Origin of the sequence: Promicromonospora sp. NPDC050880 (genome assembly GCF_044456525.1) — a bacterium.
In the GTDB taxonomy this organism is placed as follows: domain Bacteria; phylum Actinomycetota; class Actinomycetes; order Actinomycetales; family Cellulomonadaceae; genus Promicromonospora.
The window spans coordinates 116,050-138,671 of sequence record NZ_JBITFV010000014.1; the positions used below are offsets into that span (position 1 = coordinate 116,050).

General features: G+C 73.1%; 22 protein-coding genes and 3 tRNA genes. 14 read left to right on the top strand and 11 right to left on the bottom strand.

Features of this window, described 5'->3' with window-relative positions; all coding sequences use genetic code 11:
- Positions 1–59 precede the first annotated feature (59 nt).
- The 3 genes from ACIBBF_RS20145 (at position 60) to ACIBBF_RS20155 (ending at position 2,704) form a co-directional block, all read left to right on the top strand.
- A complete protein-coding gene (locus tag ACIBBF_RS20145; RefSeq protein ID WP_397416841.1) occupies positions 60–1,505 on the top strand; it encodes a nicotinate phosphoribosyltransferase in 1,446 nt (481 codons plus the stop codon).
- A 141-nt stretch (positions 1,506–1,646) separates the two neighbouring features.
- Complete coding sequence (gene clpS / locus ACIBBF_RS20150; protein ID WP_397416904.1) at positions 1,647–1,955, top strand: ATP-dependent Clp protease adapter ClpS; 309 nt, start codon at positions 1,647–1,649, stop codon at positions 1,953–1,955.
- Positions 1,952–2,704, top strand: coding sequence for a DUF2017 family protein (locus tag ACIBBF_RS20155; protein WP_397416843.1), 753 nt, complete (start codon positions 1,952–1,954; stop codon positions 2,702–2,704). The genes clpS and ACIBBF_RS20155 overlap by 4 nt, the downstream gene beginning before the upstream one ends.
- A gap of 3 nt (positions 2,705–2,707) precedes the next feature.
- Here ACIBBF_RS20155 and ACIBBF_RS20160 read toward each other — a convergent pair whose 3' ends face one another.
- Positions 2,708–3,535 (bottom strand): MBL fold metallo-hydrolase, encoded by an 828-nt coding sequence (locus ACIBBF_RS20160; protein ID WP_397416845.1) that lies wholly within the window; start codon positions 3,533–3,535, stop codon positions 2,708–2,710.
- A complete protein-coding gene (gene murI / locus ACIBBF_RS20165) occupies positions 3,535–4,338 on the bottom strand; it encodes a glutamate racemase (RefSeq protein ID WP_397416847.1) in 804 nt (267 codons plus the stop codon). Before murI ends, ACIBBF_RS20160 begins: the two co-directional genes overlap by 1 nt.
- A gap of 170 nt (positions 4,339–4,508) precedes the next feature.
- Between murI and rph the strand changes: the two genes are divergently transcribed.
- The gene (gene rph, locus ACIBBF_RS20170) at positions 4,509–5,261 is read left to right on the top strand and encodes a ribonuclease PH (protein WP_397416850.1); all 753 of its coding nucleotides are present in this window, start codon (positions 4,509–4,511) and stop codon (positions 5,259–5,261) included.
- A gap of 23 nt (positions 5,262–5,284) precedes the next feature.
- Positions 5,285–5,959 (top strand): RdgB/HAM1 family non-canonical purine NTP pyrophosphatase, encoded by a 675-nt coding sequence (gene rdgB, locus ACIBBF_RS20175; RefSeq protein ID WP_397416852.1) that lies wholly within the window; start codon positions 5,285–5,287, stop codon positions 5,957–5,959.
- A 721-nt stretch (positions 5,960–6,680) separates the two neighbouring features.
- On the opposite strand, the gene ACIBBF_RS20180 is transcribed toward rdgB, so the two are convergent.
- Complete coding sequence (locus ACIBBF_RS20180) at positions 6,681–6,941, bottom strand: hypothetical protein (protein WP_397416854.1); 261 nt, start codon at positions 6,939–6,941, stop codon at positions 6,681–6,683.
- Between the two features lie 101 nt (positions 6,942–7,042).
- Positions 7,043–7,444, bottom strand: coding sequence for a DUF3054 domain-containing protein (locus ACIBBF_RS20185; protein WP_397416856.1), 402 nt, complete (start codon positions 7,442–7,444; stop codon positions 7,043–7,045).
- Positions 7,445–7,617: 173 nt separating this feature from the next.
- On the opposite strand from ACIBBF_RS20185, the gene ACIBBF_RS20190 reads away from it, so the two are divergent.
- Positions 7,618–8,616: a trypsin-like serine peptidase gene (locus tag ACIBBF_RS20190; protein ID WP_397416859.1), complete on the top strand. Its 999-nt coding sequence runs from the start codon at positions 7,618–7,620 to the stop codon at positions 8,614–8,616.
- Between the two features lie 112 nt (positions 8,617–8,728).
- On the opposite strand, the gene ACIBBF_RS20195 is transcribed toward ACIBBF_RS20190, so the two are convergent.
- Entirely contained in the window at positions 8,729–9,934 is a 1,206-nt protein-coding gene (locus ACIBBF_RS20195; protein ID WP_397416861.1) for a sulfotransferase family protein, read from the bottom strand.
- Positions 9,935–10,034: 100 nt separating this feature from the next.
- On the opposite strand from ACIBBF_RS20195, the gene ACIBBF_RS20200 reads away from it, so the two are divergent.
- Positions 10,035–11,666 (top strand): ATP-binding cassette domain-containing protein, encoded by a 1,632-nt coding sequence (locus ACIBBF_RS20200; RefSeq protein ID WP_397416863.1) that lies wholly within the window; start codon positions 10,035–10,037, stop codon positions 11,664–11,666.
- Positions 11,667–11,694: 28 nt separating this feature from the next.
- Here the strand turns inward: ACIBBF_RS20200 and ACIBBF_RS20205 are convergent, their stop codons facing one another.
- Entirely contained in the window at positions 11,695–12,264 is a 570-nt protein-coding gene (locus ACIBBF_RS20205) for an NUDIX hydrolase family protein (protein ID WP_397416865.1), read from the bottom strand.
- Positions 12,265–12,420: 156 nt separating this feature from the next.
- Here ACIBBF_RS20205 and trxA point away from each other — a divergent pair, with 156 nt between their 5' ends.
- A complete protein-coding gene (gene trxA / locus ACIBBF_RS20210) occupies positions 12,421–12,783 on the top strand; it encodes a thioredoxin (RefSeq protein ID WP_397416867.1) in 363 nt (120 codons plus the stop codon).
- Positions 12,784–12,841: 58 nt separating this feature from the next.
- Here trxA and ACIBBF_RS20215 read toward each other — a convergent pair.
- From ACIBBF_RS20215 to bcp, 3 genes are all read right to left on the bottom strand, one after another.
- Positions 12,842–12,923 (bottom strand) — tRNA-Leu (locus tag ACIBBF_RS20215).
- A 35-nt stretch (positions 12,924–12,958) separates the two neighbouring features.
- Positions 12,959–14,170, bottom strand: a complete 1,212-nt coding sequence (locus ACIBBF_RS20220) for an acyl-CoA dehydrogenase family protein (RefSeq protein ID WP_397416869.1) — start codon at positions 14,168–14,170, stop codon at positions 12,959–12,961.
- Positions 14,170–14,649, bottom strand: a complete 480-nt coding sequence (gene bcp, locus ACIBBF_RS20225) for a thioredoxin-dependent thiol peroxidase (protein WP_397416872.1) — start codon at positions 14,647–14,649, stop codon at positions 14,170–14,172. The genes ACIBBF_RS20220 and bcp overlap by 1 nt, the downstream gene beginning before the upstream one ends.
- A 74-nt stretch (positions 14,650–14,723) precedes the next feature.
- On the opposite strand from bcp, the gene ACIBBF_RS20230 reads away from it, so the two are divergent.
- The 5 genes from ACIBBF_RS20230 to ACIBBF_RS20250 all read left to right on the top strand — a co-directional run bounded on the left by ACIBBF_RS20230 (position 14,724) and on the right by ACIBBF_RS20250 (position 20,387).
- Entirely contained in the window at positions 14,724–15,020 is a 297-nt protein-coding gene (locus ACIBBF_RS20230; RefSeq protein ID WP_220454908.1) for a co-chaperone GroES, read from the top strand.
- A gap of 102 nt (positions 15,021–15,122) precedes the next feature.
- Positions 15,123–15,198: transfer RNA gene (locus ACIBBF_RS20235), tRNA-Lys, on the top strand.
- A 119-nt stretch (positions 15,199–15,317) separates the two neighbouring features.
- A tRNA-Lys gene (locus ACIBBF_RS20240) sits at positions 15,318–15,390 on the top strand.
- Between the two features lie 204 nt (positions 15,391–15,594).
- Entirely contained in the window at positions 15,595–19,116 is a 3,522-nt protein-coding gene (locus ACIBBF_RS20245) for a metallophosphoesterase (RefSeq protein WP_397416874.1), read from the top strand.
- Entirely contained in the window at positions 19,113–20,387 is a 1,275-nt protein-coding gene (locus ACIBBF_RS20250; RefSeq protein ID WP_397416877.1) for a HupE/UreJ family protein, read from the top strand. Before ACIBBF_RS20245 ends, ACIBBF_RS20250 begins: the two co-directional genes overlap by 4 nt.
- 54 nt (positions 20,388–20,441) lie before the next feature.
- Here the strand turns inward: ACIBBF_RS20250 and ACIBBF_RS20255 are convergent, their stop codons facing one another.
- Positions 20,442–21,434 (bottom strand): alpha/beta fold hydrolase, encoded by a 993-nt coding sequence (locus ACIBBF_RS20255; protein ID WP_397416879.1) that lies wholly within the window; start codon positions 21,432–21,434, stop codon positions 20,442–20,444.
- Positions 21,435–21,512: 78 nt separating this feature from the next.
- Between ACIBBF_RS20255 and ACIBBF_RS20260 the strand changes: the two genes are divergently transcribed.
- Entirely contained in the window at positions 21,513–22,076 is a 564-nt protein-coding gene (locus tag ACIBBF_RS20260) for a TetR/AcrR family transcriptional regulator (RefSeq protein ID WP_397416881.1), read from the top strand.
- Between the two features lie 44 nt (positions 22,077–22,120).
- Here ACIBBF_RS20260 and ACIBBF_RS20265 read toward each other — a convergent pair whose 3' ends face one another.
- The gene (locus tag ACIBBF_RS20265) at positions 22,121–22,486 is read right to left on the bottom strand and encodes a hypothetical protein (protein WP_397416883.1); all 366 of its coding nucleotides are present in this window, start codon (positions 22,484–22,486) and stop codon (positions 22,121–22,123) included.
- Positions 22,487–22,622: the final 136 nt, after the last annotated feature.

Sequence of the window (22,622 nt, forward strand, 5' to 3'; positions counted from 1 at the left end):
GACCGCGCCACAGCCGTGTTCGCACTACGAGGGCCCGTTCTCTGGCCTACCGTGAGTGCATGACCGACGAGCCTCGGGGCAGCGGCGCCCCGCTCACTGACTCGTGGCCTGCGTTCGACACGGCTGTCGACGAGCCTCGACCCCTGCCCGCAGCGCCCTTGCCGGCGGTGCGTCCGTCGGTCGCACTCCTGACCGACCGCTACGAGCTGACCATGCTCCAAGCGGCCCTCGCGGACGGCACGGCGCACCGCCACTGCGTGTTCGAGGTGTTCACGCGACGGCTGCCACCGGGGCGCCGCTACGGCGTCCTGGCGGGGACCGGTCGTGTCCTGGAAGCGCTGCCACACTTCGTCTTCGAGGACGCCGAGCTCGCCTATCTCGAGCAGAACGGCGTGGTGGACCGCCGGACCCTCGACTACCTGGCGAACTACCGCTTCTCCGGGACCATCCAGGGCTACGCCGAGGGCGAGGTGTTCTTCCCCGGCTCCCCGGTGCTGCAGGTCGAGGGCACCTTCGCGGAGTCGGTGCTGCTGGAGACGCTGATCCTGTCGATCCTGAACTACGACTCGGCGGTGGCGTCGGCGGCGTCCCGCATGACCAGCGCGGCCGGGAGCCGGCCCGTGCTGGAGATGGGTTCGCGCCGGGCCAACGAGCAGGCGTCCGTCGCCGCCGCGCGGGCTGCCGTGATCGGTGGGTTCGCCGGGACGTCCAACCTGGAGGCCGGCATGCGGTACGGCCTGGACACGATCGGTACCGCCGCGCACTCGTTCACGCTGCTGCACGACAGCGAGCGGGACGCGTTCGTCTCCCAGGTCGCGGCGCTGGGTCCCGGCACGACGCTGCTGGTGGACACGTACGACGTGCGACGGGGGGTGGCCACCGCCGTCGAGGTGGCGGGAACCGGTCTGGGTGCGGTGCGCCTCGACTCCGGCGACCTGGGCGGGCTGGCGCAGGAGGTGCGCCGGCAGCTCGACGGCCTCGGCGCCCGCGACACGAAGATCGTGGTCACGTCCGATCTCGACGAGTACGCCATCGCCTCGCTGGCCGCCGCGCCGGTGGACGTGTACGGCGTGGGTACCTCGGTGGTGACCGGGTCGGGTGCGCCCACGTGCGGTATGGTCTACAAGCTGGTGGCGCGTGCCGACGCCTCGGGCGTGCTCCAGCCGGTGGCCAAGGCGTCCGCGAACAAGGCCTCCCGGGGCGGGCGCAAGGCTGCCGCCCGCCGCTACGGCCGGGACGGTCACGCGGTCGAGGAGGTCATGGTGACGGGCCCGGACGACGCGGTGGCCGAGTGGACGCCCCAGAGCGACGACCTGCGGCCCCTGCTCGCGCCGATGGTGGTGGACGGCGCCGTCGACTCGCGCTGGGTGGGCCCGTACGGGGTGGCCAACGCGGCGATCAACCACGGCATGGTGCGTGCGGAGCTGCCCCGCGGGGCGCGTCGTCTGTCGGATGGCGACCCGGCGATCCCCACGGTGGACCTCCGGCTGGACGGGTCCCGGTGAACCGCCCGTGACCGGCGAAGTACCCCAGGTCACAGCCCGGCGACAACTTCGCGAAAATTCTGGACAAGGGTGTCCAGTCCGGGGACCGAACCGCCTAGAGTGAGACCTGTGACTTCTTCCCCTTCGCCGCTGCTCACGCCCCTGGGGTCAGCCGGGACGGCCGTCGAGGAGGACACCGACGCCGATCTCGCGTCGGGGGTTGCTGATCCGTGGGTGACGATCGTCTGGAACGACCCGGTGAACCTCATGTCGTACGTGACGTACGTGTTCGAGAGCTACTTCGGGTACCCGCGGGTCAAGGCGGAGCGGTTGATGACGCAGGTGCACAAGAACGGTCGCGCAGTCGTGTCCAGCGGGGGGCGCGAGCGCATGGAGGTGGACGTACAGGCGATGCACGGGTTCGGTCTGTGGGCGACGCTGCAGGAGTCGGGCGCACGGGGAGTCGCATGACACCGTTCCGCGCCATGCGGCGGGGTTACGAGGCCAGGTTCGAACCGGTGGAGCGGGTGGTCCTGGCCAGGGTGGCCCGCGACGTCGCGGACATGCTCCGCGAGGAGGCCGGCCTGGACCTGTTCGACGACGGCGACGAGCCGGGCCCGTCGGCTCATCCCGGGCCGGGCAAGGGGCAGGCGTGGGCGAACGGACTGCTCGCGCCCGACGAGCTCACCGACGCGGACCTCGCCCGCCTGACGGGTGTGACCGGGGTGGGCCGCCTGCCGACCGACCCCGCGGCGCAGCGGCTCCTGCCCGACGCGAGCAAGGACGACGCCGACCTCGCCGACGAGTTCCGCCGTCTGACGCAGAACGACGTCGCCCGTGCGAAGGTGGACCGGCTGGAGGCCTTCGCCGCGCTGCTCGACCTGCCCAGCGGGGACGACGCCCCGTCGCCGCTCGGCCGCCACGGCGCACCCCCGCCCGTGCGGGTGCCCCGCGAGGACGCCGAGCAGTTCGCGGGCGCCCTGACCGACGTGCGCCTCGTGATCGCCGAGCGGCTCGGCCTGAAGACCGACGAGCAGGTCATGCATCTCACCGACGAGATCATGTGGGACCGTCAGGCGGGCCGGGAGATCCCCGTGGCGACCGACGGCCGGGCCGCCCGGCGCTTCTGGTCGGGCGTCTTCGTGGCGGCGGGTTACGCGCAGGAGACGCTGATGGACGTGATGCTCGCGGAGCTGCGCGGGCGCCGTCCGCTCGCCTGAGGGTCAAAGCTCGTAGACGGTGCCCGGCTCCGCGACGTCGACCGGACCCGCGTAGGAGCCGCGGGCCTCGGCCAGGGAGTCGGCCGGGTCGTTCCAGACGGGCAGGTGCGTGAGCAGCAGGCGGCGTGCACCGGCGTCGGTCGCGACCTGGCCGGCGCGGCGGCCGGTGAGGTGGATGCCGCGCTCGACCACGTCGTCGCGGCCCTCCAGGAAGGCCGCCTCGCTGAGCAGCAGGTCGGCGTCGCGCGCCAGCTCGACCACGGAGGTGCAGGCGTCCGTGTCGCCCGTGTAGGCGAGCGTCGTCGTACCGCCCGACGCCGACGGGCCGGTCACCCGGACCCCGTAGGTCTCGACCGGGTGGAACACCCGGTGCGGCTCGATCGTGAGCGGCCCCACCCGCACCGACGGGTGCTCCGCCCAGGAACGGAAGTCGAAGTCGTTCGCCATGGACTCGCCCTCGCTCAGCCCGTAGGACAGCGCGACGTGCCGCTCGGCGGTCGACGGCCCGTAGACGGGCAGGGGGGTGCCGCGGCCGCCGTCGCGCAGGGAGCCGCGTTCCGGGTGGTAGCGCAGGTAGACGTAGAGCCCCGCGAGGTCGGCGCAGTGGTCGGGGTGCAGGTGCGAGATCGACACGGCGTCGAGCGCCATCGGGTCGAGGTGCCGCTGCAGGGCGCCGAAAGCGCCGTTGCCGAGGTCGAGCAGCACGTTCCAGTCGCGGGCCTCGTGGCCGGCGGCGGCGGCCTCGGCGGCGGTGACCCGCACCAGGTAGGACGACGCGGGAGTGGCCGGGCCCGGGAACGACCCGGAGACCCCCAGGGGGAGCAGGCGCATCAGACGGCCTCCACGAGGGACACCTCGGGGCCGAGGAACCGGCTGGCGAGCTGCCCGAACGGGGCCGGGTCACCGGTGGTCAGGAAGCGGTGCACGGGCGCGCCGGCGTCGGGCGTGCGCTCCAGGTCGTGCTCCACGAGGGTGCGGTACACGTCCTTCGCGGTCTCGTCGGCGCTGGACACGAGCGTGACCTCCTCGCCCATCACGTAGGAGATGGCGCCCGCGAGCAGCGGGTAGTGCGTGCACCCCAGCACGAGCGTGTCGACGCCGGCCGCCCTGACGGGGTCGAGGTACTCGTGCGCGAACTTCTGCACCTCCGGGCCGGACGTGCGGCCCTCCTCGACGAAGCGCACGAACTCGGGGCACGCCTGGGTGGTGATCGTCAGGCCGGGCGTGACGTGGAACGCGTCGTCGTAGGCGCGCGACCGGATGGTGGTGCTCGTGCCGATCACGCCGATGCGACCCGACCGCGTGGCGGTCACCGCGGCGCGCGCCGCCGGCAGGATCACCTCGACCACGGGGATGCCGTGGCGCTGCGTGTACCGCTCGCGGGCGTCGCGGTACATCGCCGACGATGCCGTGTTGCACGCGATGACCAGCATCTTCACGCCGTCGGCCACGAGCTGGTCCAGGGCGTCGAGCGCCATGGCCCGTACGGCCGCGAGCGGCTTGGGGCCGTAGGGGCTGTTCACGGTGTCGCCGAGGTACCGGACCTGCTCGTTGGGGAGCTGGTCCAGGATGGCGCGCGCGACCGTGAGGCCGCCGAGGCCGGAGTCGAAGATCCCGATGGGCGCGTCGTTCACGGGGTGAAGCCTAGCGATCACAACGTGTCGTCACCGTTTCGCGTGAGCGGCACCACGCGTGACGCGTGACACGTTTCGGCAGGTCAGCGCGCCGCTCGAGGTGCCAGACGCGCAGGTCACCTGGGTGATCCGCACGTCCGGCGGCCGGGTCGGGTCGTTAGGGTGGGCGCATGACCACCAGCACCAGCGACATCGTGCGCGCCGACGGGCGCGCCACCGACCAGCTCCGCCCCGTGACGATCACCCGGGGATGGCTCGACGAGGCCGAGGGGTCGGTGCTCGTGGAGTTCGGGCGTACGCGCGTGCTGTGCGTCGCCTCGTTCACCGAGGGTGTGCCGCGCTGGCGCAAGGGGTCCGGCGAGGGCTGGGTCACCGCCGAGTACGCGATGCTGCCGCGCGCCACCAACGAGCGCAGCCAGCGCGAGTCCGTCAAGGGCAAGATCGGCGGACGCACCCACGAGATCTCGCGGCTCATCGGCCGGTCGCTGCGCGCCGTCGTGGACATGAGCGCGCTCGGCGAGAACTCCATCGTGCTGGACTGCGACGTGCTCCAGGCCGACGGCGGCACCCGCACGGCCGCGATCACCGGCGCCTACGTGGCCCTCGCCGACGCGATCGCGTGGGGCCGCCGGCACGGGCACGTCAAGGGCGGCAAGCAGGTGCTGTCCGACTCCGTGTCCGCCGTCTCGGTGGGGATCATCGACGGTACCCCCATGCTCGACCTGCCGTACGTCGAGGACGTGCGCGCCGAGACCGACATGAACGTGGTGGTCACCGGCGGCGGGAAGTTCATCGAGGTGCAGGGCACCGCCGAGCACGCGCCGTTCGACCGCGCCGAGCTCGACGCGCTGCTCGACCTCGCGGTGGGCGGCACCGCGGAGCTCACGAAGATCCAGCAGGCGGCCCTCGCGCAGGAGCTCTGAGCGCTGGCTGGCATGATCGGGGCATGACCTCCCTGATCGTGCCGCCGGCCGCCCGGATCGTCCTCGCCACGCACAACGCCAAGAAGGTTCCCGAGCTGCGCGCGATCCTCGGCGAGGCAGGTCTGGACCTGCCCGACGGCGAGCTGGTCACCTCCGGCGAGGTGGGCGCCCCGGAGCCCGTGGAGGACGGCGTGACGTTCGCCGAGAACGCGCTCATCAAGGCCCGCGCGGTGTGCGCCGCGACCGGCTTGCCCGCCGTCGCCGACGACTCCGGCCTGGCCGTGGACGTGCTGGGCGGGGCGCCCGGCATCTTCTCGGCCCGCTGGGCCGGCAAGCACGGCGACGACCTCGCGAACCTGGAGCTGCTGCTCGGCCAGCTCGGCGACGTGCGCGCCGAGCACCGCCAGGCCGGCTTCGTCTGCGCGGCCGCGCTGGTCACGCCGGAGGGGCGTGAGGAGGTGCGGCTCGGGGAGATGCGGGGCGTGCTGGCCACGGCACCGCGCGGTACCAACGGCTTCGGCTACGACCCGATCCTGGTGGTGGACGAGGACCCGCGCTCCGCGGACGGCGCCGACGGGGCGCGACGGACGGCGGCGGAGCTGTCCCCCGAGGAGAAGAACGCGATCTCGCACCGCGGCAAGGCGTTCCGGGCTCTGGCCCCGGTGGTCGTGGCGGCGCTGGGGTCGGCGGCGGCCTGAGGTGGGCTCGGGGGGCTGGGGCGGGCTTGGCAGGCTGGGGTGGTCTTGGGGGGTCTGGGGTGGTCTCGGGGGCTGGGGTGAGCTCGGCGGGCTGAGGTGGTCTAGGGGGTCTGGGATGAGCTTGGCAGGCTGGGGTGGCTTCGGGGGGCTGGGGTGAGCTCGGCAGGCTGAGGTGGTCTCGGCAGGCTGAGGTGGCTAGGCCGTGGGGTCCAGCGTCTTGTGCGGTGGATCTGTCCGGTTGTCGGCTCATGGGGCTCGTGAGCTCGGTCTCTTGCTGCTCGCGGCTCGGTGTGTTCGGCCTCTTGCTCTGAGATCGGTCAATCAACCTGCCGATTTCAGGGCAAGGAACCGAACATCGGCTGGGAGGTCGAGCGGTGGACCGATCTCGCGGCTCGGCCCCGCTCGGCTCGGCTCGGCCCGGCTCGGCCCGGCTCGGCTCGGCCCGGCTCGGCTCGGCCCGGCTCGGCTCGGCCCGGCTCGGCTCGGCCCGGCTCGGCTCGGCTCGGCCCCGCCCGGCTCGGCCCGGCTCGGCCCGGCCCGGCCCGGCTCGGCCCGGCCCGGCTCGGCTTCGCCCGGCCCCGCCCGACTCGGCCCGACTCGGCTCGGCCCCGCTCGGCTCGGCCCCGCAGATCACGCCGATCGTGGCTCGGTGTCCATCTCGCCCAGGCATGAGCCCCGCGCCCAGGTGTGCACCAGTGGCTGGGGACCAGGTGGCTGGGGACTAAGGCATGAATCGCCCGGTGAACAGCACGATCACCCCGGACCACACCGCGAGCACGATGGCCGCCGCCGAGACCCACGGCCGTCGCCGCGCGATGATCGCCGCGGCCACGGATCCCACCAGGCACAGGCCCGTCCCGGCGCCAGTCAGCAACAGGCCGACAAGGCTGCCCACGACCGCGAACCAGAGCGGCGGGAACGGGCCGCTGGTCCAGGACTGCTCCGTGCTCGCGCCGGGCGGCGCCGGCGTGCTGTCGGTCATAAGGCCCCCGGGTGGTCTGGGTCGTCGTGCCCGGCCTGATCGGCCGGCGCGCGAACCTATCGCGGCGCCGGGTCGCCGCACCACCCCCGGGAGCGGGTGATTCAGCCCTCCGCCGGGCGGTGTTCCTGACCGCGGCGCAGGGCCGTCACGAGGCCGCGCCAGCCCAGCATCGTGATCGCGAGGAAGGCCGCCGTCACCAGGGCGAACGACCACGCCAGGCCCTGGCCGGACAGGCCGCGCAGGGCCAGGCCGCCGAGCACGGTGACGCCCCAGACCACGACACCGGCCGGCCAGATGCGGGCGGGGTCGCGCCATGCGCGGGCGACCAGCCAGCCGAGGACCGCGGCCAGGGCGAAGGGCCACACGACGCGGCCGAAGGCGCTCGCCAGGTTCCCGTCGTGGGACGCGATGCCGATGCCGGTGAAGGCGAGGACGGTGACGGCGTCGGCCACGGCGGCCGGCCAGACGGGGGCGGTGCGGGCTGCGGGGGCGGTGGTGCTCACACCGTGAGCCTAGTCCGTCGGCACCGGCGGCCCGTGGCATCACCGGCCCTCTGGCGGCGGAGTTCTGGAGGAAATTTACATCCCGGACATATACGCCTCTTGCGGTCGAATCATCCAGGCTCCAGGATCACGCTGGCCGCCAACCCGGCGGCCAGCGTGATCTAGGAGGCAGCATGCGAAGCAACCTCTCCCGCACCCTGCTCGGCGGCCTGGCCGCCCTGGCGCTCGGCGGCAGCGTGGCCGTCGCGCTCGGTGCGCCGTCGCAGGCCAGCGAGAGCACCGCCGTCGTGGTGCACAGCGCGGCGACGACCCTGTCCGCCCAGGACAGGGTGACCGACTACTGGACCCCCCAGCGGATGCGCGACGCCGTGCCCGCCGACGTCCTGGTGGCGGGCAGGGACAAGGCGTCCGCCGGCGACCCGGTGGCCGCCGGCAGGCCGACCGTCGTGCCGCAGGCCGCGGCCAAGCCGGCCCCGTCCGCGGCGTTCGTGGGCGGGTACTACTCGGGCGGCGGCAAGGTCGTGGACACCACCGGCAAGGTGTTCTTCACGCTCGGTGGCGTGAACTACGTCTGCTCGGGCAGCGCCGTCAGCTCCGGCAACAAGGACGTGGTGCTCACCGCCGGCCACTGCGTCAACGAGGGCCCCGGGGCGTTCGCCACGAACTGGGCGTTCGTGCCGGCCTACGACGACGGCGCCCGGCCCTACGGCACCTTCACCGCCCGCCAGCTCACCACCACCACCCAGTGGCAGAACAGCGGTGACTTCGACTACGACGTCGCGTTCGCCGTGCTGAACACGCTGAACGGGGCGCACCTGACCGACGTCGTGGGCGGGCAGGCCATCGGCTTCAACCAGGCGCGCGGCCAGTACATGTACTCGTTCGGCTACCCGGCGGCCAACCCCTACGACGGCTCGGACATCGCGTGGTGCCACGGCACCGTCGTGCAGGACACGTTCGGCGGCAGCTCCGACCAGGGTCTGGACTGCAACCTGACCGGCGGTTCGTCCGGCGGTCCTTGGTTCGTCAACTACACCGAGTCGACCGGCGTGGGCGTGCTCAACTCGGTGAACTCCTTCAAGTACCGGGGCGGCAGCATGCGCAACTACATGTTCGGCCCGTACCTGGGTGACGTCGCGCAGACGCTGTACGGCACGGCGTCGTCCCTCTGACCCACGGGCGCCTGCCGGGCCCGCGCCCCGCGCGGCACGGGCCCGGCAGGCGCCAGTCCGGCAGGCGTCAACCCGGCAGGCGTCAACCCGGCAGGCGTCAGTCCGGCAGGCGTCAGCCCGGCAGGTCGGCCAGCAGCCCCAGGTAGCCGCCGAACGCCGCACGGACCTCACCGGTCTCCAGGCCGAACCGGTCGAGGCTGTAGCGGTGCGGCGGACGCCGCCGCGGGGCGTCCCGCTCGGCCGCCAGAGTGGCCTCGTCGGCCTCGCCCCAGTGGGCACCGAGCCGCTCGAACAGCTCCGGCAGCGTCCTGCCGGGATCGCCCGTGAGGCGCTCGTACGACACGTCGACCACCCGGTCTGGCCCCAGGGCGGCCCGCTGGCCGAGGGCACGGGCGACGCCGTCCGACATGATCGCGAGCCAGTCGCGGCCGATCTGGTGCAGGTCCACCGCGTCCGGGCGGCGGTGGATCCGCTGCGACGACTCCGCCAGGGAGCACAGCGACGCCAGCGCCACCTCGGGGGTGCGGTGGGTCCAGACGAACCGGGCGTCGGGAAAGACGTCGGCGATCGCCGACAGGTGGAAGAGGTTGGCCGGGTGCTTGAGCACCCAGCGCCGCGGGGGCCGACCGTACGACAGGAGCTGGAGCGCGTCGCGCAGGAAGCGGTAGTCCGGCCGGTGGTCGAAGGTCGCCAGCAGCTCGAGGTACTCCGGCATGGGCACGGCCGAGGAGTGCAGCTCCGAGTGCGCCCGGATGAACGTGTCCTCCTCCTCGGCCGTCGCGTACATCGGGTGGATCGTGTCCCACGTCGAGCTCAGCATCGACGTCATCGCGAACCGGCGCCGGGTGCGGCGGACCAGCGCCGCCTCCGCCGCGGCGTCGACCGGGAGGCCGGGGTAGGTCATCTCCCAGAGCCGGGGACCGCGGTGGCCGGGGGAGCGGGACAGCAGGTTGTACATGAGGGTCGTCCCCGTGCGGGGCATGCCGACGACGAAGACCGGCGCCTCCACCGGCTCGTCCGCGACGCGCGGGTGCCGGGCCCGCAGGTCGCCCACCACCACCCGGTTGCGCACCCGGCCCTCGACCATCGCCTGGCCCGCCGTCCAGCCGAGCGGGCTCAGCCCGGGGAACCGTGCGAACGCGTGCAGGACCAGGCGCAGGTGGTCCAGGTCCGCCGCGTTCTCGTCGGTCAGCGGCGTCCGGCCCCGGGAGGCCCGCGCGACCATCCGGTCGAACACCGCGTCCGGGTCCCGGCGGGTGCGGGCGCCCGGGGCGAGCAGCAGGTTGGTCAGGTGCAGGGCGGGAGCGGTCGGGGGCATGTCACTCTCCAGGGGTGCGGCGGGCGGCAGACCGCATCCTCCCGTGGGCGCCGTCCCCGGTAAAGGAAACTGGCCCCGGCGCGCCCCGTAGGCTTGGGGGATGCACCTCGTCGCCCAGGAACTGGCCTTCGCGTACCCCGGGCGGGACGTGCTGGCCGGCGTGAGCTTCACGGTGAACGACGGCACGCGCCTCGGCGTCGTGGGGGAGAACGGGTCGGGCAAGTCCACCCTGCTGCACCTGCTGGCCGGCGACCTGCTGCCGAAGTCCGGCGAGGTGCGGCGGCACGGCAGCGTCGCGCTCGTCGAGCAGGAGCTGCACCCCGAACCCGGTCAGACCATCGGCGACCTGGTCGCCGCCACGCTCGACGGCCTGCGCACCGCCGCCGCCGAGCTGGAGGCCGCGGCCGCCGCCTTCGACCACGGCTCCGGCGACCTCGCGGTGCTCGAACGCACACTCTCCCTCGCGGAGCACCTCGCCGTCTGGGACGCCGACCGCCGCGTCGAGGTGGCCCTCACCCGCCTCGGCGCCCCGCGCGACCCCGCGCGCCGCCTCGACGAGCTCAGCGTCGGAGAACGCTTCCGGGTGCGGCTCGCCTGCCGCCTGGCGGAGCGCTCCGACCTGCTCCTGCTCGACGAGCCCACCAACCACCTCGACGACTCCGCCATCGAGTTCCTCACCGGCGAGCTCGTCGCCTGGCGCGGCGGCGTCGTCCTGGTCACGCACGACCGCGAGCTGCTCGACGACGCCGCCACCGCCATCCTCGACCTCGACCCGTCCTGGGACGGCAAGCCGGTGCTCTACGGGCAACCCGGCTACCTGTCCTACCGGTTCGCCAAGAACCAGGCGCTGCACCGCTGGCGCCAGCGGTACCGCGCCGAGCGGAAGCGGGCCGCGGCGCTCGCGGAACGACTCGACGAGTCCTACGAGGGGCTGTCCGACGAGTGGCGCCCCGGCAAGGGCTCGCAGAAGCACCGCCGGGCCACCCGCGCGCGCATCCACGTCAAGGCCGCCGACCGTCTGGTCCAGAAGCTTGAGGCCGAGGCCATCGAGGTGCCGAAGCCGCCGGTGGAGCTCCGGTTCCCCGATCTCCCGGCGATGTCGCCGGGCTGGGACCCCAGCGACCCCGTGGTCGAGGTGCGCTCCCCGCGCGTGGGGGAGGACGGCGCCGCCCGGCTCGACCTGCCGGGCACGCGGGTCGCGGTGCCGCCGTCGGGCCGGCTGCTGGTGGTCGGGCCGAACGGGACCGGCAAGTCCACGCTCCTCGCGGCGCTGGCCGGCACGCTGGAGCTGGACCGGGGGAGCCGCTCGGTGGTGCCGGGCGCGCGGATCGGCGTCGTGGGGCAGGAGAGCGCGCCGATCACCGGCAGGGCACGGCTGCGGACCGGGTTCGAGACCTACGCCGACGAGGCGCTGCGCCTGCTCGCCTCGGGCGAGCTGGACCCCGACCACGTGGTACCCGTGGCGGGGCTCGGCCTGCTCAGCGAGGAGGACCTCGACCGCCCGCTCGCCGAGCTCTCGGCGGGTCAGCGCCGCCGGTTCGAGCTGGCGCGGGCGCTGCTGCACGCGCCCCACCTGCTGCTGCTGGACGAGCCGACGAACCACCTGTCGATCGACCTCGTCGACGAGCTGACGCGGGCGCTCCAGGTCACGCCGTGCGCCGTGGTGGTGGCGACGCACGACCGGCGGATGCGCGCCGACCTGGAGGACTGGCCGGTGCTGGACCTGTCCTAGACCGGTCGCGCGCCGGCGCGGGCGCCGCCTAGGGCAGCCGGCCCACGTGCGCCATGGCCTGCTTGAGCAGCATGCCCTGGCCGTTCATCATCTCGGCCTGGACGTCGTCGGCGCAGGCCTCCTCCGGCGTCAGCCAGGCGAGGTCGAGCGCGTTCTGCTGGGGGCGGCAGTCACCCGTCACGGGCACCACGTAGGCGAGCGACACGGCGTGCTGGCGCGGGTCGTGGAACGCGGTGATGCCCGGGGTCGGAAAGTACTCGGCGACGGTGAAGGGCTGCGGCGACGGCGGCACCTGCGGGAGCGCGACGGGTCCGAGATCCTTCTCGATGTGCCGCAGCAGGGCGTCCCGGAGCCGCTCGTGGTACATGACGCGCCCGGAGACGAGGGCGCGCGTCATGACGCCCTGCGTGTTCACCCGCAGGAGCAGGCCGACGGCGATCACGTCGCCGGAGTCGTCGACCCGGACCGGCACGGCGTCCACGTACACGAGCGGGAGCTGTGCGCGCACGACGGCGAGATCCTCGTCGGTCAGCCACCCCGACGGCTGCGTGGGCTCGGGGTAGAAGTCGTCGGAAGGGTAGTCGGCAGTGTCCGTCACGGGTCCGTTCTACCAGTTCGCGCCTCGCAGCGCCCTACTCCGCGCCGTCGAGTTCGGCGTCGCGCTGTCGAACGGGTCACGGCGAGCGCATTCCTGGAATAGCCCAGGGCAGAACGGTGCTGCACTGGGTGGACGTTTCAACGAGAGGAACCGCGAATGGCCACCGTCGAGATCAACGACGCCACGTTCGAGAAGACCGTCACCGACAACGACATCGTGCTCGTGGACTTCTGGGCCACGTGGTGCCCGCCGTGCAAGATGTTCGGGCCGGTGTTCGAGGCGTCCTCGGACAAGAACACCGACATCGTGCACGCCAAGATCGACACCGACGCGAACCCGGGCATCTCCTCGGCCGCGCAGGTCACCTCGATCCCCACGCTCATGGCGTTCCGGGACGGCGTGCTCGTCTTCCGCCAGGCCGGCGCCCTCCCGGCCAAGGGCCTCGCCGAGGTCGTGGAGGCCGTGCGCGGCCTCGACATGGACCAGGTGCGCAAGGACCTCGAGGCGCAGAAGAACTGACGCGGATCGCAGCGACGGCCGCCCCCTGACGGAGGCGGCCGTCGTCGTGCCCGCCGTGTGCGCGAGGGGGGACTCGAACCCCCACGTCCGGAGACACCAGGACCTAAACCTGGCGCGGCTGCCAATTACGCCACTCGCGCGCGGCGCACAGTCTACGTGCAGGTGCCCGGGCAGGTCAGCGGAACGCCGCGATCCCGGTGAGGTGCCGGCCGAGCACCAGGGTGTGCACCTCGTCGGTGCCCTCGTAGGTGCGCACCGACTCCAGGTTGCTCGCGTGGCGCATGGGGGAGTGGTCCAGCGTGACGCCGTTGCCGCCCAGCACGGTCCGTGCCTCGCGGCACACGTCGATCGCGATGCGGGCGTTGTTCAGCTTGCCCGCCGAGATCATGTGTCCCTCCAGGCGTCCGGCGTCCTTGAGCCGGCCCAGCCGCAGGGCCAGGAGCTGGGCCTTGGTGATCTCCAGCGCCATGTCCACGAGCTTGGCCTGCGTGAGCTGGAAGCCGGCGACCGGCGTGCCGAACTGCTCGCGCCCCTGTGCGTAGGCCAGCGCCGCCTCGAAGGAGTCCCGGGCCGCGCCGACCGCGCCCCACACGATCCCGTAGCGCGCCTCGTCGAGGCAGGCGAACGGCCCCGCCAGCCCGGGATGCTCGGGCAGGACGGCGTCGGCCGGCAGCCGGACGCCGTCCAGCGAGACGTCGCACTGCACGGACGCGCGCATCGACAGCTTGGGCTCGATCGGCACCGCCGAGAACCCCGGCGTCGACGTCGGCACGACGAAGCCGCGCACCCGGTCCCGTGCGCCGCCGTCGTCCAGGGGCTCGCGCACCTTGGCCCAGATGATCGCGACGTCCGCGATCGAGGCCATGCCGATCCAGCGCTTGGCGCCGTCCAGGACCCACTCGCCGCCGGCGTCGCCGCCCTCCGAGCCGGGCTCGAAGCGGGCGCGCGTGGTCATGCTCGCCGGGTCGGACCCGGCGCCGGGCTCGGTGAGCCCGAAGCAGCCCACGACCTCGCCCGTCGCCATGCGGGGGAGCCACTGCTGCTTCTGGGCCTCGGAGCCGTGCTTGTGGATGGCCGACATGGCCAGCGAGCCCTGCACGGACACGAACGTGCGGATGCCGGAGTCGCCGGCCTCCAGCTCCTGGGCGGCGAGGCCGTACTCGACGGCGGAGCGGCCGGCGCAGCCGTAGCCCTCCAGGTGCATGCCGAGCACGCCCAGCTCGCCCAGCTCGGGCACGAGCTCGCGCGGGAAGTACGCGTCGGCGAACCAGCGCGCGATGCCGGGGCGCACGCGCCGGTCCACGAACTCGCGCACGCGGTCGCGCGTGGCCAGCTCGGCGTCGCTGAGCTCGTCGTCGAGGTTCAGCAGGTCGGCCGGCGAACCCATCAGTCGAGCCCGAGCACCTTGCGGACCCGCGCCACGTGACCCGTCGCGCGGACGTTGTAGAAGGCCTCGGCCACCGTCAGGTCCGGGTTGACCACGACCGTGGAGCGGATGACCCCGACGTACGTCTTGCCGTAGTTCTGCTTCTCGCCCCAGGCGCCGTACGCCTCCAGCGTCGCGTGGCCCTCGTCGGAGGCCAGCGGGAACGTCAGGGACTCGTCCTGCGCGAACTTCGCCAGCTTGGCGACCTTGTCGGGGGAGATGCCGACGACGGCGTAGCCCGCGCCCAGCAGCGACGCCTCCGAGTCGCGGAAGTCGCACGCCTCCTTGGTGCAGCCCGGCGTGGCGGCGGCCGGGTAGAAGTACACGATGACGCCCTTGTCGGTGCTCTTCGCCAGGTCGGCGAGGCGGACGGAGGTGCCGTCGGCGGTCGGGAGGGTGAAGTCGGGAGCCTTGTCCCCGGGCTCGAGGCGAGTCGTCATGACCGTAACGGTAGCTCTTCGCGGTCGCGTAGCGTTGTCCCGTGAGTACGACGACCGGCACCCTCCCGATCCGCATGCTGCACGACAGGCTCCTGGTCCAGCCCGAGACCGACTCGGCGGAACGGCAGTCGACGGCGGGACTGGTGATCCCCGCGACCGCCGTCGGGCCCAAGCGGCTGGCCTGGGCGACCGTCGTGGCCAAGGGTGAGCACGTGCGTCAGGTCGACGTGGGCGACCGCGTGCTGTTCGACCCCGAGGACCGCGCCGAGGTGGACCTGGGCGGCAAGGACTACGTGCTCCTGCGGGAGCGCGACGTGCACGGCGTGGCCGAGAACGACGAGGCCGACGGCGCCACCGGGCTGTACCTGTAGCGGCCCTGCGGCGTGCCCGGCCTGTCGCGCAGTTCACAGGCCGGGGTCGTTCGTTCGGTTACCGATGACGGCGCTGGTCCTGGTAGTGTTTCTCCCCGTTGCGCGCCATTAGCTCAATAGGCAGAGCAGCTGACTCTTAATCAGCGGGTTCGGGGTTCGAGTCCCTGATGGCGCACCAGCACGGCGGTCCGAGAACCCCCTTCTGCCCTCGTGGCGGAGTGGTCGGCGACGGCTCGTCGTGGGCGGAGTGATCGGTAGCGCAGTGGCCTCCGGGCCCTGGTAATCTTTCCGTCGCAGGCGCCATTAGCTCAATTGGCAGAGCAGCTGACTCTTAATCAGCGGGTTCGGGGTTCGAGTCCCTGATGGCGCACAGCAACGACGAAGGCCCCCACCACGGTGGGGGCCTTCGTCGTTCCCGGGGTGGAACTTTCACCCGCCCGCCAGCCTGCATGTTCATCCAGGTAGCGCACAGTTTGTCCGGTTGTTGCCTGCCGCACCCGTTCCGTTCACCCGGCCGGTCCAGGTTGACGTCCGGGCGTGCTCAGGGCCGTCCACGACCTCAGGGAGGACGGCCATGCGGCCAGACACGAGGAACCAGCGGGCGAGACGACGAGGCCGGCAGCAGGCCGGCCTGGTCGCGGCGGTCACCGCCGCCACGCTCGCCATGACGGGATGGGTGGCGACGTCGTCGTCGGCCGCACCCGCCGCATCGGAGGACGCCGGTGGCCCGGCGGCCGCCACGCGTCCCCACGAGCCCGAGGCGCCGGCATCGGGCGGCCCGCTCCTGACGCCCGAGGACGGTGCGTTCCTGGAGGGCACCGTCCCCGTCGCGGCCGAGCCGGTCGCGCCCGGCGACGACGTCGAGCGCCTCACCGTCGACGGCGCCGCCGTGCCGGGGGCCGCCGAGACGCTCGGGACCTCGGTGCTCGGCTACACGGTCGGCACCAACTCGACCGAGGCGCGCTACCGCAGCTCCGTGTCGGTCAACGGCGGCGAGCCGATCTACCTGCCCGACGCCGTCAGCGAGCGCGTCGAGCTCGAGGTGCCGAACGAGCAGCTCGTCACCGGGGAGAACACGGTCGAGGTGGTCGTCGGGGCCATCGAGACGAGCTGCGGTTCCAACTACGACGACTTCGTGCTGTCGGACTTCACGCTCGAACCGCTCGGCGAGCTCGCCGACGGCGAGGAGAACGAGTACACCTACTCGTTCGGCGACGGGAGCTGCGGCACCAACACGAGCCTCCTGCGGCGTGCGGAGCTCACCTTCTTCGTGCAGGGCGACCCGCAGGGCACCACCGGGCTGAGCGCCGACCTCGACACCACGACGCTGACCAACGGCGAGCACACGATCGAGGCCCGCACGGCGTCCGGCGACACCACCGCGCACACCGTCCGCGTGAACAACGCGCCGGCCGGCGCCCCGCTGCTGACCCCCGCCGACGGCACGCTGGCGGCCGGCACCGTGGTCGTCACGGGCGCACGCCCGGCGGACGGCGAGGGTGCCACGGCCGCGCTGACGGTCGACGGCGACGCGGTCGAGAGCACCGAGACGCTCGGCTCGGGCGACGCGGCGTTCTCGTTCACCGTCGGCTCGAACGCGGTGGACGGCCAGGCGGCGAACCTGCTGGTGGTCAACGGCATCGAGATGCCGCTGGGCGGTTCGTACGCGAGCCAGCGCGCCGACGTCGCGGTCCCGAACGAGTGGCTGCGGCCCGGCGAGAACACCGTCAAGGTCGTGACCGGCACCTTCGAGGGCGACTGCAACCGCGACGACTTCACGATCTCGAACCTGGCGCTGACCCCCGCGGCGGGCACGGCGGCCGGCGTCGGCCTCAAGCCCTCCTACGCGATGGGTGACGGCACCTGCGGCTCCAGCAGCACGGCGCTGCGCGAGGTGTCGCTGACCTTCACCGTCGACGCGCCCGCCCGCGGCCTGCGTGCCGACCTCGACACGGCCACGCTGGCGGACGGCGAGCACGAGCTCGCCGCGACCTCGACCACCGGGGAGACCGCCACCCGCGCGCTGTTCACCGACAACAACGGTCCCGCGCTCACCGACGTCACGCCCGCCGACGGCGTCCGTCTCACCACGGCCGTGCCGCTCGCGGTCGTGGTGGAGGACACCTCCGGCGTGGTGCAGGGTCCGGACGTGACGCTCGACGGCGAGGCGATCGCCGTCGGCGACCCGGTCGGTCCCGGTCTGTCCGCCGGCGAGCACACCCTGACGGTGTCCGCGACGGACGGGCTCGGCAACGAGGTGGCCCACGAGGTCACCTTCGTCAGCGCCGGGATCCCGGACGTGCCGGCCGACGTCGCACCGGCGTCGGGCACCGCGGGGGTGGGTCGCACCGCGACCCTGAGGGCGACGGTCGCCGCGCCCGACGGTGGCGACGTCACCGCACGCTTCTCGGCCGCCGAGATCCTCACGCCGAACCGGGCCTGGCAGGGTGAGTCGGCCGACGTGCCGACGACGCTGGACGTGCGCGGTCAGCGCAAGCTCGGTACCAAGGGACTGGAGCCCGGCGACGGCCGGTCCGTGGACTCGCAGGACTCCGCCGACGTGACCTACCAGCGGTTCGACGTGCCGGTCCGCGGCCGCGTCGAGGCGCCGGTGCTGCGCTGGGAGGGCACGGCCGACCCGGCCCGCCTGGTCAGCCTGCGGGCCTGGAACCCGGAGACGGACGCCTGGGACGTGGTCGCCTCGGCGCGCGGCGCCGTCGAGGGGCAGACGGTGCTGGAGGGCACCGTGACCCGCGACTACGTGGACCGGGGCACGGTGCACGCGATGGTCACCGGCGAGGACCCCTTCGCCGACGACATCGACGCCGGCGACAAGGACCGGTTCGAGGACCCGGACGCCTACGACTTCTCGATGGTGCACTACACGGACACCCAGTACCTGACCGAGGGCGCCGTCGAGCAGGAGACCGTCGAGGAGCGGGCCGTCTGGGCGCAGGGCTACAACGGCGTCATGGACTGGATCGTGGACAACGCGGACGAGCGCAAGATCGCGTACGTGGCCCACACCGGCGACATCGTCGAGAACAACATCCGGGCGTTCCCGCCCGAGATGGAGGAGCAGGTCATCGGTGAGTTCGAGTTCGCCTCCCAGGCCCAGGACCGCATCGACGCCGCGGGCATCCCGAACGGCGTGGTCGCGGGCAACCACGACAACCAGTCCGGCACCGACCCGACGCTCTACAACGAGTACTTCGGGCCGGACCGGTACGAGGCGCTGTCCGAGGACTGGGCGGACGCGTCGTACGGCGGCGTCATGGAGCCCGGCTCGAACGAGAACCACTACGACCTGTTCTCGGCCGGCGGCCTCGACTTCGTGGTGGTGGGCCTGTCCTACGGCGTGACGCGCGACGAGGCGGAGTGGGCCGCGTCGATCTTCGACCGGTACTCCGACCGCAACGGCATCCTGCTCACGCACGACTACCTGGAGCCGTCCACGTCGCCCGACGGGCGCGGGGCCAACTTCGGCGGGTCCGACGGGCCGCTGCTGTACAACCTGCTCGTCAAGGACAACCCGAACGTGTTCATGGTGCTGGCCGGGCACCGGCACGGCGTCGGCACCAACGTGCGCCCGCCCGTGGTCGGTGACATCGGCGGCGGCGTGGTCGAGCTCCTCGCGGACTACCAGTTCTACACGGTGTCCGCCGGCCAGCTCGGGCTCACCGAGATCGGCGGGTACCAGCCCTCCGACCAGCTCCAGTTCGGCGCGTCGTTCTTCCGCATGCTGCAGTTCGACGTCGACCGCGGCGAGGTGTCCATCGACACCTACTCGCCGCTGCTGGGCGAGTTCGGGGCCACGGAGTACGACACCGAGCACCGGTACGACGGGCGGGAGGACAACATGGTGCTGCCGGTCGACCTGACCTCCCGCACCACGTCGTTCAGCACCGACTCCGTGGTGCTGTACGACCCGGTGGACGAGATCGGCCGGGACACGGTGGCCTCCGGTGAGGTCGCCTCGGTCCGCTGGACCGGCCTCAAGCCGGACCGCACGTACGCCTGGTTCGTCACGGCCCGCACCCCGGGTGGCGGCACGGCGACGGCGTCGCCGGCGTACTTCACCACGGCGCGGCGTTGAGACTGCGCCGCTCGCTGGCCCTGGCGGGGCTGCTCGCAGTCGTGAGCAGCCCCGCCGTGGGGCCGGCCGCCTGGGCGCACGACGCGACCAGCGACGTGTACGCGGAGGTGACCACGGCGTCGTCGTCCTCCGGTGCGGAGGGCGGCGGGCCGGACGTCGCGGCCGTGCTGGACCTCGAGTACGACCTGCTCATGAAGTCCGCGTGGCTGCGCGCCGAGGCGTACGAGGCGACCGGGCGGGACGAGCAGCTCGCGCAGCTCGACGAGCACGAGACCGAGGTGGACGGGTACGTCACCGACCGCTTCGCCGTCGCCCACGACGGCGAGCGGTGCGCTCCCGCGCTCGGGTCCGTGGACGTGGTGGAGCGCGGCGAGCGGGCGTACGCCTCGCTGACCTACACGTTCGCGTGCGACGGCGGCCCCGAGGGGGTGCACGAGATCTCCAGCGCCCTGTTCCCGGACGCGGAGTCGTTCGTGCACTCGACCGAGACGATCGTGACGTACGCGCTCGACGGCGAGGAGGGCTCCGCGGTGCTGACCGCGGCGTCGCCCACCCTGACCACGGGGGAGCACCGCCTGCTCAAGCAGGTCGGGGAGTTCTTCGTGCTGGGCGGGGAGCACCTGCTGTTCGGCGTGGACCACGTGCTGTTCCTGCTGGCGCTGCTGATCGGCGCCCGCCGCCTGCGTGACGTCGTCTGGACGGCGACGGCGTTCACCGTGGCGCACTCCGTGACGTTCCTCCTCGCGGCGCTCGGCGTGGTGTCCGTGCCGGCGATCGTGGTGGAGCCGGTGATCGCGGCGTCCATCGCGGTCGTGGCGGTGGTGGACCTGGTGCTGATCCGGCGGGGGCGCGATGGCGGGCTCGGGGTCCCCGCGCTCGCCGGCGCTGCGGGCGCCGTGCCGGGCAGCAGTGCCGGCCGACCGGTGCGTGACGCGCTGCGCTGGCACGGGCCGGCCGGGACACGTGAGGCGCCGACCGCCTGGGACCGCTGGCGGCTGCCCGTGGTGTTCGTGTTCGGGCTGGTGCACGGCGTCGGTTTCGCCGGGGCGCTCGGGATCGACGCCGCCTGGTCGTGGACGCTGCTGCTGTCGCTGCTGTCCTTCAACGTGGGCATCGAGGCGGTGCAGCTCGGCCTCATCGCGGTGGTGTTCCCGCTGCTGGTGCTGCTGCGGGTCCGGGCGCCGCGCGCGTCCCGCTGGGTGCTGGGAGCGGGCTGCGCGGCGATCGCAGCGGTGGCGCTGTGGTGGGTCGTGGAGCGCCTGGCCGGGTGAACGCGGGGTTAGTGGCGTTCTGAACGCTCAGAGCGCCACTAACCCCGCGCTCACCTACGGGTGGGCGGCCCAGAAGCGCTCCAGCTCCGCGTCCAGGTCGGTCGCCACCTGCATCGGGAGCGAGTGGGTCGTGTTCGGCCACACCGTGACCTGGGCATCCGGGATCAGCTCCGCCTTCTCGGCCGCCGCGTCGCCGCCGGCCAGCGACGAGTCGCTCGCGATCGCCACGTAGACCGGCATGGGCAGGCCGCGCAGCTCGTCGTCGGTCAGGAGCACCGGGTTGGGCAGCGAACCGGAGCCGAAGTGCCGGGAGCCCTGCGTGATGAGCCGGGCCAGCGGGTCGTCCGGGTCCACCTCGTCCGGCTCGACGCCGCCGATGCGGTTCAGTGCGGCCTCGCGCCACGACTCCGGGACGAACGGCAGGGACGCCGGGATCGACACCAGGATGGTCGACAGCGGCATCGTCCCCAGCGTCAGCACCGGCTCCAGCAGCGTGAGGCTCGCGAGCCGGCCGGGGTACCGCACCGCGACGGCCGCGGCCAGCCCGCCGCCCTGCGAGTGCCCGACGAGGTGGGCGCGCTCGATACCCAGCCCCGCCATGGCCTCGTCGACCCAGCGGGCCGAGTCGGCGATGCCGTCCAGGGGCACCGTCTGCACGGACATCCCGGTGTCGCCCAGCGTGTCGAAGGCGTAGACGGTGCGGTGCCCGATGTAGTCCGGCAGGTTCTCGCCCCACATGGGTACGGCGGCGGACCGGCCCGGCAGCAGCACCACGGGCGTGGCATCGGGGTGCTCGGCGCTCGTCCAGGCGTAGGCCCGCACCGTGCCGAAGCTGGTCTCGACGTCGTGCGTCGCGGTGGGGCCGGGCAGGCCCGCCATCGCGGCCGTGTACGCCTCCTCGTAGGCCTGGCGCCCCTCCGGCGTGCGGAAGTGGCCGACGCCGGGGCCGCTCGCCGCGACGAGCAGCACGAGCCCGCCGGTCGAGACCGCCGCGACCACGGCGAGCAGGACGACGGGCCAGCGGCGGCGCGTGGTACCGGTGTGCATCGGGTCTCCCTCGGACGGCGTTGCAATACGATCGCATCGTAACAGGTTCCGATGCGGTTGCATTGCTAAACTCCACGCATGCCCAGAGTCGTCGACCATGAAGAGCGCCGGAGCCAGATCGTCGTCGCGCTCTGGCTGGTGATCGCCGAGCACGGCATCGAGGGCGTCAGCCTGCGCCACGTCGCCGCGGCGGCCGGCGTCTCCATGGGGCGGATCCAGCACTACTTCGGCACCAAGGAGGCCCTCGTCCTGGCCGGCTGCACCGCGCTAGTCGACAACGCGTACGGCGGCTACCTCGAGACCGCGGGCGCCACGCCCCGCGAGCGGCTGCTGCACATCGTGAGCCAGCAGATCCCCCGGGACGACGGCGGCCGCGTGGGCGTCAGCGTCTGGTACGCCTACGTGGCCAAGTCCATCAACGACGACGCCGTCCGCCAGGTGCTGGCCGAGGCCCGGCGTGGTGCCGAGGACGAGTGCGCGCGACTGATCGGCGCGCACCGCGGCGTGCACCCCGACGCGGCGCTGACGCAGGCCCGGCGGCTGCTGGCGCTCGCGGACGGGCTGACCCTGCGGGTGCTGGTCCGGGACCTCGAACCGGCCGAGGCCGTCGCGATGCTGGAGACGGAGGTGGGCGCGGGCTGAGCCCTGCGGGCCGCGTGCTCCCCACGGCCGGCTCGCGCCCGGTGTCAGTCCGTGTGGTCCGGGCCGCCGAGCAGTCCGCGGAAGGCCTCGTCCGCCTGCCGGGCGACGTCGACGTCCCGGGCTCGCCGGGCGCCCCTCTCGGCCTCGACGTCGTGGGCTCGCCGGGCGCCCCTGTCGGCCTCGACGTCCCGGGCCTGCTGGGCGCCCAGGTCGGCCGGCCAGTCCCGGGCCCGGCCGTCCCGTGCCGGGCCGAGGAGCCCGCGCCGGATCCACCCGAGCACGAGCTCGGGCCCGCTGACACCGCTGCGCGCCGCCATCGTCGTGAGCCGGTCGCGGTCGGCGTCGGACAGGTCGACGACGACGCGCCGCCCGTCGAGCTCGACGCGCGACCCGGGGGCGTGGTCGGTCATGGTGCTTCCGATCAGAGGTCGTCAGGGAGGAGGAGGCGGAATGCCTTGTCGTCGGTGAGCGGACGAATGACGCGGCTCCTGGCTCTGCGGGGTGAGGTGGCTGTGCCCAGCCTGCCGGGTGTGCGCGCGGGGTCGC

What these genes read in the sequence shown, in the direction of transcription:
- ACIBBF_RS20145 (WP_397416841.1), top strand. Translation starts at nt 60, where the DNA reads ATGACCGACGAGCCTCGGGGCAGCGGCGCCCCGCTCACTGACTCGTGG.
- ACIBBF_RS20155 (WP_397416843.1), top strand. Translation starts at nt 1,952, where the DNA reads ATGACACCGTTCCGCGCCATGCGGCGGGGTTACGAGGCCAGGTTCGAA.
- ACIBBF_RS20160 (WP_397416845.1), bottom strand. Translation starts at nt 3,535, where the DNA reads ATGCGCCTGCTCCCCCTGGGGGTCTCCGGGTCGTTCCCGGGCCCGGCC.
- rph (WP_397416850.1), top strand. Translation starts at nt 4,509, where the DNA reads ATGACCACCAGCACCAGCGACATCGTGCGCGCCGACGGGCGCGCCACC.
- rdgB (WP_397416852.1), top strand. Translation starts at nt 5,285, where the DNA reads ATGACCTCCCTGATCGTGCCGCCGGCCGCCCGGATCGTCCTCGCCACG.
- ACIBBF_RS20180 (WP_397416854.1), bottom strand. Translation starts at nt 6,941, where the DNA reads ATGACCGACAGCACGCCGGCGCCGCCCGGCGCGAGCACGGAGCAGTCC.
- ACIBBF_RS20190 (WP_397416859.1), top strand. Translation starts at nt 7,618, where the DNA reads ATGCGAAGCAACCTCTCCCGCACCCTGCTCGGCGGCCTGGCCGCCCTG.
- ACIBBF_RS20195 (WP_397416861.1), bottom strand. Translation starts at nt 9,934, where the DNA reads ATGCCCCCGACCGCTCCCGCCCTGCACCTGACCAACCTGCTGCTCGCC.
- ACIBBF_RS20200 (WP_397416863.1), top strand. Translation starts at nt 10,035, where the DNA reads ATGCACCTCGTCGCCCAGGAACTGGCCTTCGCGTACCCCGGGCGGGAC.
- trxA (WP_397416867.1), top strand. Translation starts at nt 12,421, where the DNA reads ATGGCCACCGTCGAGATCAACGACGCCACGTTCGAGAAGACCGTCACC.
- ACIBBF_RS20220 (WP_397416869.1), bottom strand. Translation starts at nt 14,170, where the DNA reads ATGGGTTCGCCGGCCGACCTGCTGAACCTCGACGACGAGCTCAGCGAC.
- bcp (WP_397416872.1), bottom strand. Translation starts at nt 14,649, where the DNA reads ATGACGACTCGCCTCGAGCCCGGGGACAAGGCTCCCGACTTCACCCTC.
- ACIBBF_RS20230 (WP_220454908.1), top strand. Translation starts at nt 14,724, where the DNA reads ATGCTGCACGACAGGCTCCTGGTCCAGCCCGAGACCGACTCGGCGGAA.
- ACIBBF_RS20245 (WP_397416874.1), top strand. Translation starts at nt 15,595, where the DNA reads ATGCGGCCAGACACGAGGAACCAGCGGGCGAGACGACGAGGCCGGCAG.
- ACIBBF_RS20255 (WP_397416879.1), bottom strand. Translation starts at nt 21,434, where the DNA reads ATGCACACCGGTACCACGCGCCGCCGCTGGCCCGTCGTCCTGCTCGCC.
- ACIBBF_RS20260 (WP_397416881.1), top strand. Translation starts at nt 21,513, where the DNA reads ATGCCCAGAGTCGTCGACCATGAAGAGCGCCGGAGCCAGATCGTCGTC.
- ACIBBF_RS20265 (WP_397416883.1), bottom strand. Translation starts at nt 22,486, where the DNA reads ATGACCGACCACGCCCCCGGGTCGCGCGTCGAGCTCGACGGGCGGCGC.